This window comes from Polaromonas sp. OV174, assembly GCF_900112285.1.
GTDB lineage: Bacteria > Pseudomonadota > Gammaproteobacteria > Burkholderiales > Burkholderiaceae_C > Polaromonas.
The window spans coordinates 1-8,933 of sequence record NZ_FOKZ01000049.1; the positions used below are offsets into that span (position 1 = coordinate 1).

Annotated in this window: 9 protein-coding genes; 4 read left to right on the forward strand and 5 right to left on the reverse strand. The window is 62.6% G+C overall.

Annotation, left to right across the window (positions count from 1 at the left end; translation table 11 throughout):
* From BM160_RS21750 to BM160_RS21760, 3 genes are all read right to left on the reverse strand, one after another.
* Positions 1–247: transposase (locus BM160_RS21750; protein ID WP_143093317.1), on the reverse strand; the 247-nt coding region annotated here is incomplete at its 3' end.
* Between the two features lie 197 nt (positions 248–444).
* Positions 445–861, reverse strand: coding sequence for a GNAT family N-acetyltransferase (locus tag BM160_RS21755; RefSeq protein ID WP_255369042.1), 417 nt, complete (start codon positions 859–861; stop codon positions 445–447).
* A gap of 121 nt (positions 862–982) precedes the next feature.
* Positions 983–1,435 carry an Lrp/AsnC family transcriptional regulator gene (locus BM160_RS21760; protein ID WP_092008237.1) on the reverse strand — a complete coding sequence of 151 codons (453 nt, stop codon included), beginning with the start codon at positions 1,433–1,435 and terminating at the stop codon, positions 983–985.
* A gap of 118 nt (positions 1,436–1,553) precedes the next feature.
* On the opposite strand from BM160_RS21760, the gene BM160_RS21765 reads away from it, so the two are divergent.
* The 4 genes from BM160_RS21765 (at position 1,554) to BM160_RS21780 (ending at position 6,000) form a co-directional block, all read left to right on the forward strand.
* Positions 1,554–2,657, forward strand: a complete 1,104-nt coding sequence (locus BM160_RS21765; RefSeq protein ID WP_092008238.1) for a saccharopine dehydrogenase family protein — start codon at positions 1,554–1,556, stop codon at positions 2,655–2,657.
* Positions 2,658–2,773: 116 nt separating this feature from the next.
* Entirely contained in the window at positions 2,774–3,643 is an 870-nt protein-coding gene (locus tag BM160_RS21770; RefSeq protein ID WP_092008239.1) for a CoA transferase, read from the forward strand.
* Between the two features lie 140 nt (positions 3,644–3,783).
* Positions 3,784–5,286: a CYTH and CHAD domain-containing protein gene (locus tag BM160_RS21775; RefSeq protein WP_255369043.1), complete on the forward strand. Its 1,503-nt coding sequence runs from the start codon at positions 3,784–3,786 to the stop codon at positions 5,284–5,286.
* 30 nt (positions 5,287–5,316) lie between these two features.
* Complete coding sequence (locus tag BM160_RS21780; protein ID WP_092008240.1) at positions 5,317–6,000, forward strand: DUF1294 domain-containing protein; 684 nt, start codon at positions 5,317–5,319, stop codon at positions 5,998–6,000.
* A 58-nt stretch (positions 6,001–6,058) separates the two neighbouring features.
* Here BM160_RS21780 and BM160_RS21785 read toward each other — a convergent pair whose 3' ends face one another.
* The gene (locus BM160_RS21785; protein ID WP_092008241.1) at positions 6,059–8,401 is read right to left on the reverse strand and encodes a YgiQ family radical SAM protein; all 2,343 of its coding nucleotides are present in this window, start codon (positions 8,399–8,401) and stop codon (positions 6,059–6,061) included.
* Positions 8,402–8,720: 319 nt separating this feature from the next.
* The coding region (locus BM160_RS21790; RefSeq protein ID WP_177218997.1) for a transposase at positions 8,721–8,933 on the reverse strand (213 nt) is incomplete at its 5' end.

The window sequence follows — 8,933 nt, forward strand, 5'->3', positions numbered from 1 at the left end:
GCTGGCGCTCCGAGCGGATACTGTAGAACACCTGCAAGAGCATGGCGCGCAGCAATTTCTCGGGGGCGATGCTGGGCCGGCCGCCTTTGATGTCGGCCTCGTACATTCCAGCGAACAGCGTATCCATCTTCACCAAAGCCTCGTTGACCATCTGGCGTATGGGCCGCAGGGGATGATTACTTGGCACAAAGTCTTCCAGATGGCGCATCGTGAACAGGCTTTCGGTGAAGGTGTCGGCTCCGCGCATGGAATTGAATTGCTTGTATCTGGTGATGGAAAAATGGGCTACCTGAGATAAACGTTGGAGCTTGCGTATTGGCGGACTCCGCTCCGAGGTATTTCAGCAGCCTGCTAGCCCGCACAATACAAGCGGGTCTAGCTATTGATTAAATAGCAATCAGAGCCCGGGAAATTTGCCGTTGAGAGGAAGCCCTGTAAGACAGCCTAGGCGTTTTCACCGCCTGAGCGAACCAGCGAATAGCGATGGATGTCAGATCTAAGCTTCCAGCCCTGGCTTTCCCAGTAGCTCGAGGCCAATGCATTGGTCTTGAAAACGTCTATGTGGCTTTTGAGGATGCCTAGACGCTCCAATTCACTGAGGCAGCTTTCGACCAGTGCATTCGCGATGCCCTTGCGCCTGTGCGTTGGCAGCACGACGAGATGTTGCAAGTAGCCGCGGCGGCCATCGTGGCCAGACATGATGCAGCCGACGACTTGGCGGTCGACTTGGCAAACAAAGCTGAGACCCGGGTTTCTTTGTAGATAGCGGGCCGTCGATTCGCGCGAATCAGCATCTCGGAATGAGACGCCCGGCGTCTGCTTCATGAGGTCGATCACGGCGTCGTAATCGGCGATGGTCATTGTCCGGACGGTGTGCATGAATGGTTGGGATTTTTGAAAAATGTAAGCGACCGAGACATGCTAACCGACCAACAGGGAAGATATCGCTGCCGCGTCCCATGCTTGGCAAGCCCGCCAGGCATCAGCGTTCAAAGCGTCTGGACAGCACCACCGAGGTATGGGTGCGCTCCACCCCGTCGAGCAGGCCAATGCGGTCAATCAGCGCGTCCAGCCCTTCAATCGAAGCCGCTTGCACGATGGCGATCATGTCGAAGGTGCCGCTGATGGACAGCAGCGTGCGAACCTCGGGAATCTTGCGCAGCGCCGCCTCGACCGGGCCCGATAGCTTGGGGCCGACGGTCAGCATCACGTGGGCCGCTACCTGCGACTGCTCGAAAGCCGCGCCGCTGCGCAGGCCATAACCGGCGATCACCTTGTCGCGCTCCAGCCGCGCGATCCGCGCTTGCACCGCCGTCCGCGACAGCCCGACCTTGCGCGCCAGCAAGGCCACCGGGCAACGTGCGTTTTCGCGCAACTCATTGAGCAGGGCTTGGTCGACGGCGTCCAGATTTGTGCGAAATGTAGTGTTAGTCATGGCGGTTTGACTAAATTATGGCGTTGATCTGCATCAATTGATACTGGTAACCGACAGCTGCCGCACCCACACTCAAGTCAGCGCCCCCGCGTTCCCAACCCCCAGCCAAGGAGCTGACATGAAAAAAATCTTAGTCATAGGCGCCGGAAAAATCGGCTCAACCATTGCCGCCCTGCTGGGCGCTTGCCTGGATTACCAGGTGACGCTGGCCGACGCTTCGCCAGCCGCGCTGGCCGGTATCAAGGCCGGGCCCAGGGTGCAGCTGCAAACGCTGGACGTCGCCGACGCCATCGCCCTGCGGGCGGCGCTGGCCGGGCAGTTCGCCGTGCTCAGCGCGGCACCGTTTCAACTGACCACGGCCATCGCCGAAGCCGCCGTGGCCCAAGAGGTGCATTACCTGGACCTGACCGAAGACGTGGCCAGCACGCGGCGCGTGCGCCAGTTGGCCGCCAGCGCGCGTTCGGCGCTGATCCCGCAATGTGGCCTGGCGCCCGGTTTTGTCTCCATCGTCGCGGCCGATTTGTGCCGGCGTTTTGACAGCCTGCACAGCGTGCGCATGCGCGTGGGCGCGCTGCCGCAGTTTCCGTCGAATGCGCTCAACTACAACCTGACCTGGAGCACCGACGGTGTCATCAACGAGTATTGCGAACCCTGCGAGGCCATTGTTGACGGCCAGCTGCGCCAGGTGCCGCCGCTGGCCGAGCACGAGGAGTTTTCGCTGGACGGCGTGACCTACGAGGCCTTCAACACCTCGGGCGGTCTGGGCACGCTATGCGAAACCCTGCTGGGTCAGGTCAAACACCTCAACTACAAGACCATTCGCTACCCCGGTCACGCCACCATCATGAAGGCCTTGCTCAATGATCTGCGTTTGCGCGAGCGCCGTGGTGTGCTCAAAGACATTCTGGAAAATGCCTTGCCGACCACCTTGCAGGACGTGGTCATCGTGTTTGTCACCGTCAGCGGCCAACGCGAAGGCCGGCTGATGCAGGAAACCTATGCCCACAAGGTCTACAGCCATGCGGTCCATGGTGTGCAACGCAGCGCCATTCAAATCACCACGGCGGCCGCCATCTGCACCGTGCTGGATCTGCTGGCCAGCGGGCGGCTGCCGGCGCGTGGCTTTGTCCGCCAGGAAGACATCGCACTGGCCGACTTTCTGTCGAACCGCTTTGGCCATGCTTTTGCCGCGTACCCGGCGGAGCATGCCGCCGCGGCCTGAAGCCCTTTGCGGACAAGCTGCGCCTCGGCTGCGGCCAGGCCATGGGCCACAATAGCCAGCGTGCGGCGCCTGCCTAGCCTGCCTATTCGGGCAGGCTTCTTTATCCGGAAGATTCGATGACCAACCCAAGCTTCAAGCCACTGCGCGGCCTGCGCCTGCTCAGCCTCGCCCTTAATTTGCCCGGCCCCGCCGCCTTGATGCGTTGCCGGCAGATGGGTGCCCGTTGCGTCAAGCTGGAGCCGCCCTCGGGCGACCCCATGAGCCAGTACAACCCGTCGGCCTATGCACATATGCACGAGGGCGTGCGGCTGCTGACGGCAGACCTGAAGACCGAGGCGGGCCAGAAGCTGTTGCACCGCGAACTGGCCAAGGCCGATGTGCTGATCACGTCCTTTCGCCCTTCGGCGAATGAGAAGTTGGGTCTGGGCTGGAAAAAGCTGCATCGCCTTTATCCCTCACTGTCGCAGCTCGCCATCGTCGGCGGCCCGGGCGAGCGCGCCGAAGAGCCAGGTCATGACCTCACCTATCTGGCCGACATGGGCCTGGTGCCCGGCCTGGAATTACCGGCCACCCTGTATGCCGACATGGGCGGCTCCCTGATGGTCAGCGAAGCCGTGCTGCAGGCCACGCTGAACCAGCGCCTCAAGGGCTGGGGCGTGTTCATGCAGCTGGCCTTGTCAGAGGCCGCCGCCTATCTGGCCTTGCCGCGGCAATGGGGGCTGACGCAGCCCGCTGGATCGGTGGGCGGCGCCCACGCGGGCTATCGCGTTTATCCCTGCAAGAACGGCCGCGTGGCGGTGGCGGCGCTGGAGCCGCACTTCGCTGCCGCCTTGTGCGCGGCGGCCGGTGTTGGCGCGTCGGACGCGCGCGCCATGTTCGCCCCGGCCACGCGCCAGGCCATTGCCGATTTCCTGCTGACGCAGACGCGCGGGCAGCTGGATCAGCTGGCCAAGGCCAAAGACATTCCCTTGTACACCATGGCATGAGCGCTTGGGCGAGGCAAAAAATGCACTACTTAGACGCCGGCCGTGAGCCCCTTGTGCCCCCGCCAGCAACCCGCCATTGCGCGCTGACATTGGCACTGACAGCTGGGCGCGCGTAGGATCAAGGTTCAAGCGATCTTTTAATGAAGCACGCCATGATGGAGTTCGAACTCAAGCTGGAAATCCCCACCCACCGATTGAAAGCGGTCGAGGCGGCGGTGCGGCGCGGCCACTCTGTGCAGCAGCGGCTGCAGGCACGCTATTTCGATACCCACGATGCGGCGCTGGCGGCGCAGGGCGTGGTCGTGCGCCTGCGCAAGGAGGGCCGGCAGTGGCTGCAAACGGCCAAGGCACCGGGCCTGCGGCCCTTGGAGCGGCTGGAGCACAACGTCGTCCTGAGCACACGCGGCGCGCCTGTGGTCGATCTGGCGCGGCACTTGGGCACGCCGGTGGGCAAGCGCATCCGACAGGCCTTGAAACTCAAGCCGTCCCAACCGTTCCCGCCCCTTGAGCTGGTTTACGAGACCGACGTGACGCGTCTCACCCGTGTCGTGAGCGCCGGCGGCACCTCGGTCGAGATCGCCCTGGATACGGGTCACATTGCGGCCGGCAAGCATTCGCTGCCGTTGAGTGAACTTGAACTCGAGCTGAAACAAGGCAGCCAGGCCAGCGCGGTAGAGCTGGCACGCAGCTGGTGCCTGGCGCACGGGCTTTGGCTCAGCAGCATCAGCAAATCGATGAAGGGCCAGCGCCTGGCTCAGGACCAGGCCTTCGGCGCGCCGGTATCGGCGCGTGCGCCACGCTACGCCTCGGGCCGCGACCTAGCGGCTGCCGTGGTGGCCTCATGCCTGAACCAGATACTCGCCAACGCCAGCGAGGTGGCCGGCGGCTGCAGCGGCGAGGAACACATCCACCAGCTACGGGTGGGCTTGCGCCGACTGCGCACCGCGCTGCGCGAATTCGGCGCCCTGACCGAGGACTTTGACAGCGCCTGGGACGCCCCCCTCGCCCTGGTCTTTCGCGAACTCGGTCTACACCGTGACCGCGACTACCTGCTGCACACCGTGCAGCGCCAGATCGAGGCGGCGGGCGGACCGGCGCTGGACTGGCGCGATGCGCTGGCCGACCTGCCGGACGTCTGCGCCACGGTACGCTCGCCCGGCTTCCAGGAGGTCTTGTTGGGCCTGATCGGCTTTGTGCACGCCGCACCGGCCGAGGGCAAGGCACAAGAGCTCAAAAAGGTCAAAGAGGCCAAGGCGGCGAAGAAAATTGTGCGCCGGCGCTTGCGCAAGCTGCACCAGCAGGTGCTGAGCGAAGGCCAGACCTTCCTGGGGCTGGATGAGCCAGCGCAGCACCATCTGCGCAAGCGGCTCAAGCGCCTTCACTATGTCGCCGAGTTTTCGAAAGACCTGTTTGCCAAGCGCCAGGTCGAGGCGTTTTTATCGGCCCTCAAGCCCATGCAGGACGCGCTAGGCCTGTACCACGACGAACTGGCGGCGCTGCAGGCCTGGCAACAGCTTTGCACTCATGATCCACAGGCCTGGTTTGGCGTGGGCTGGCTCAGCGCCCGCCGCGCCGCCAATGCGCAGGCCTGCCAGCAGGCCTGCGAAACTTTTGCGCAAAAGGCCAAGCCCTTCTGGGATTAATTTGATGAACACGGACCACCAGGCAGACTCATGAAAAAAGAAGGCAAGGTTGTGCGCTGGGACAAGGCACGCGGATTTGGATTTATCAGCAGTCCGGACACACCCGTTGACGTTTTCTTTCACACCCGGGACTTTCACGGCATGGCTGTCCCGCATCAAGGCATGCTGGTCACCTTCGAGGAAATTCACGTCGGTGGAAAAGGGCCGCGCGCCATGTCGGTCAAAACCGTGGAAGCCAGCCGGCCCGCAGGTACAGCGACAAGCACGCCATACGCGGCACGGCAGCCGGTCCCTGCCGCCAGCGCCCTGCGTCGTCGCCCCACTCGCGCACCTAACCGCACACCGACTCGCCAGACGCCGGTGGCTCTCGTCATGCTGCTGATCTTGGGCTGGACTGCCTTGGTGTTATGGGGCGTATCGGCGGGACGGCTGCCCACGCTTATCCTGGCGGGGCTAGCGCTGCTAAATCTGCTGACTTTTTGTCTGTACTGGATCGACAAGCAGGCCGCGCAAGCGGGCCGCTGGCGCACCAAGGAGGAGACGCTGCATCTCATGGGCCTGCTGGGTGGCTGGCCGGGCGCTTGGCTTGCACACCAAGTCCTGCGCCACAAGTCGCGCAAGGCGGAGTTCCAGGCCACTTACTGGGGGACTGTGCTGCTCAATGGCGCCGCCCTGCTGGGCTGGCTGTTCTGGCTACAGCCGCAATCACTATAAATATAGGAGCATCTAGCGACCATTCTACGGGCGCTAGAGCCATTTTTAGCTTAAAGACCTAGCGCGGCTTGCGCGCTGGCTTGCCGGCAAGCCGGCCTGAGCCGTTGTCGCGTGGCGGCAAACCGGTGTGCTGAGTCAGCAGACGGCCCTTGGTCACAGATGAAGCCGGGGTGGCCACCGTGGTCGAGTTCTTGCGGCGCGCACTCTGGTAGCTGCCATCCGTGATCGGCTGGAAGGTCGGGATCAGGTGGTGCTTGCCGTTGCCTATCAGGTCGGCGCGGCCCATGGTTTTCAAGGCCTCGCGCAGCAGCGGCCAGTTGTTGGCATCGTGGTAGCGCAAGAAAGCCTTGTGCAGGCGGCGGCGCTTGTCGCCGCGCACGATGTCCACGGTCTCGCTGTCGCGCGTGATCTTGCGCAGCGGGTTCTTGTTGCTGTGGTACATGGCCGTGGCGGTAGCCATCGGTGATGGATAGAAGGTCTGAACCTGGTCGGCGCGAAAGCCGTTCTTCTTCAGCCAGATCGCCAGATTCATCATGTCTTCATCGCTGGTGCCGGGATGGGCGGCGATGAAATAGGGAATCAGGTACTGCTTCTTGCCTGCTTCCTCGCTGAACTTCTCGAACAGCTGCTTGAACTTGTCGTAGCTGCCTATGCCCGGCTTCATCATCTTGGTGAGCGGGCCCTGCTCGGTGTGCTCAGGCGCGATCTTCAGGTAGCCGCCGACATGGTGCTGCACCAGTTCCTTGACGTACTCGGGCGACTTCACCGCCAGGTCGTAGCGCAGGCCGGAGCCGATCAGGATTTTCTTGATGCCCTTGAGCGCGCGGCCGCGCTTGTAGATCTTGATCAGCGGGTCGTGGTTGGTGGTCAGGTTCTGGCAGATGCCGGGGTAGACACAGCTGGGCTTGCGGCAAGCGGCCTCGATCTCCGGGCTCTTGCAACCCAGGCGGTACATATTGGCGGTCGGGCCGCCCAGGTCGGAGATGGTGCCGGTAAAGCCCTCGACCTTGTCGCGTATGTCCTCGACCTCTTTGATGATGGACTCTTCCGAGCGGCTCTGGATGATGCGGCCTTCGTGCTCGGTGATGGAGCAAAAGGTGCAGCCGCCAAAGCAGCCGCGCATGATGTTCACGGAGAAGCGGATCATCTCCCAGGCCGGGATTTTGGTGGCGCCGTCGTGGCTGCCTTTTTCGTCGGCGTAGCTGGGGTGCGGGCCGCGCGCATAGGGCAGATCGAACACATAGTCCATCTCGGCCGTGGTCAGCGGAATGGGCGGCGGTGTGATCCACACGTCACGCGCGGTCACGCCTTCGCCATGGGCTTGCACCAGGGCTCTGGCGTTGCCGGGATTGGTCTCCAGGTGCAGCACGCGGTTGGCGTGGGCGTAAAGCACAGCGTCGGCCTTGACCTGCTCGTAGCTGGGCAGGCGAATGACGGTGCGATCGCGCGGCGGCACCTTGACGCTGCCGCGGCCGTAAAGCGCCGGGTTGGGCATGAACACCAGTGGCTTGATCGCCGGGTTGGCGGCTACGGCTACCCCAGCTTCGCCCGCCTTTTCGCCGTCCTCCTTGGCGCAGGTCGCGCCCTGCCCGGCCGCCTGCTCGCTGGTGGTCATGTAGGGGTTGATGTGCGTTTCGACGCGGCCCGGTTCATCGACCTGGGTGGAGTCGATTTCGAACCAGCCCTTGCCGGATTCGTCGTCCTGGCGGCGCACAAAGGCTGTGCCGCGCACGTCGGTGATCTGTGCCACCGGCTCCTTGGCGGCCAGACGGTGCGCGATTTCGACCAACGCGCGCTCGGCGTTGCCGTAGAGCAGCAAATCGCTCTTGGCATCGACCACGATGGAGCGGCGCACCTTGTCGGACCAATAGTCGTAATGGGCGATGCGGCGCAGGCTGCCTTCAATACCGCCCAGAATGATGGGCACGTCCTTGTAGGCTTCGCGGCAGCGCTGGCTATAGACGATGGCGGCGCGATCTGGCCGCTTACCGCCGATGTCGCCGGGGGTGTAGGCGTCGTCGCTGCGGATTTTTCGATCTGCCGTGTAGCGGTTGATCATCGAATCCATGTTGCCGGCGGTCACGCCCCAGAACAGATTCGGTTTACCCAAGGCCTTGAAGGGCTGGGCGCTTTGCCAGTCGGGCTGGGCAATGATGCCGACGCGAAAGCCCTGGGCTTCCAGCACGCGACCAATCACCGCCATGCCAAAGCTGGGGTGATCGACATAGGCGTCGCCGGTGACCAGCACGATATCGCAGCTGTCCCAACCAAGTGCGTCCATCTCGGCGCGTGTGGTTGGCAGGAATTTGGCCGTGCCGAAGCGGGCTGCCCAGTATTTGCGGTAGCTGGTCAGCGGCTTGGCGGCACGGGTAAAGAAGGAGACGTCGACGGGGGCGTTCATGGGGCGATCTGTAAAAACCGCCGGAAGGCACCTAATGGCGCAGCCTGCGATTTGGGGATAACCCGCAATTTTAAGGTTTTAATGCCGTCTGCGCACCTTTAAGGGCTATATGCGGGGCATGTTGGCCGGATTTTCGGTCCAAAATACCTATTTATAAGAAAAATAAGCCTCTAGCAGGCTGCTGAAATACTCACTGCGCCAGCGCAGCAGCTGACTCGAAGCGGTTTATTTTTGCGGTTCTGTTTCATATTTTGAGATTCCAGTGCTTTTTTGAGCTTTTGTTATTGGTTTGAAGCTCTGCTGCCGTTTTTTTCACCCCTCACTGCGCCTGCAGACGGATTTGTCCCAAGGTGCGCATACGCGTCAAGTTGTACGCGGCCATCGTCAGCACAAACATCTGATCGACCCGCTCAAGCCCGCGCACCATGACCTGCCGCATCCGGCCCACCGTTTTGGCCCAGCCAAAGCCCTGCTCAATCAGTTTTCTCTTTTGCTGCGAAACGGCGTAGCCCTCACTTTGGGCGATTGCATC